Origin of the sequence: Halorubrum sp. Ea8 (genome assembly GCF_002252925.1) — an archaeon.
GTDB lineage: Archaea > Halobacteriota > Halobacteria > Halobacteriales > Haloferacaceae > Halorubrum.
The window spans coordinates 1-692 of the sequence record NZ_NHPF01000095.1; the positions used below are offsets into that span (position 1 = coordinate 1).

The window sequence follows — 692 nt, forward strand, 5'->3', positions numbered from 1 at the left end:
GGTCGTGTTAACTTAAGCATCGGTTCCAGCAGACGGCGAAGGCTCGGAGCCACGATTCTACTGCCATCGGCTCCGCATTTCTAAACGTATTTGAAAACGAAGAGGTTCTTCGTTTTACTTCTCTAAAGATACGTTCGATGGCATTCCGATTTCCATGACGAGTGATTCGAAATCGGAGCGAGATTCGTGAGAGCGCAGCTGTAAGATGTCCGGCAGCATCAACGAGAAAGACCGCATCCTCAACGTGGTGTTTCTCTCTGAGATCGCGGAGAAACACCAGGGTAAATTGTTGGTTTTGGACAGGAAATACGTCAACGTGAAGGAATTGATTTGTGCGAGGATCGACGGCAGCATACAGCCAGAATCTATCTGAGTTGATCTGAATCGCAGTCTCGTCGACCGCAACACGATTCGGGCTTGCCCCGTCAGCTGGCTGTAAATCGGCCTTTTGAATCCAGTTGTGAATAGCTGTCCGGCTTCGCTCGACACCCAACCTCTCAAGATACTGTCTGGTATTCGAAAGTGATAGGCCAGCAAGATGGAGTTGAATACCGGTTTCAATGACCTCGTGGGGTGTCCGCTCTCGCTCCACAAACTCCAAGTCTATCCAATCAGTACAGCCGGTGAGGCGGTCGCTTTTGGGCATAGAGCACTCGAAACGTCGACCGCCTCATTCTTAACTTAACATCACC

Annotated in this window: 1 protein-coding gene; it reads right to left on the reverse strand. The window is 50.1% G+C overall.

The window, feature by feature from the left end; translation table 11 throughout:
- Positions 1 to 7 precede the first annotated feature (7 nt).
- Positions 8 to 646 (reverse strand): IS6 family transposase, encoded by a 639-nt coding sequence (locus tag DJ74_RS10595; RefSeq protein WP_094527221.1) that lies wholly within the window; start codon positions 644 to 646, stop codon positions 8 to 10.
- Positions 647 to 692 lie beyond the last annotated feature (46 nt).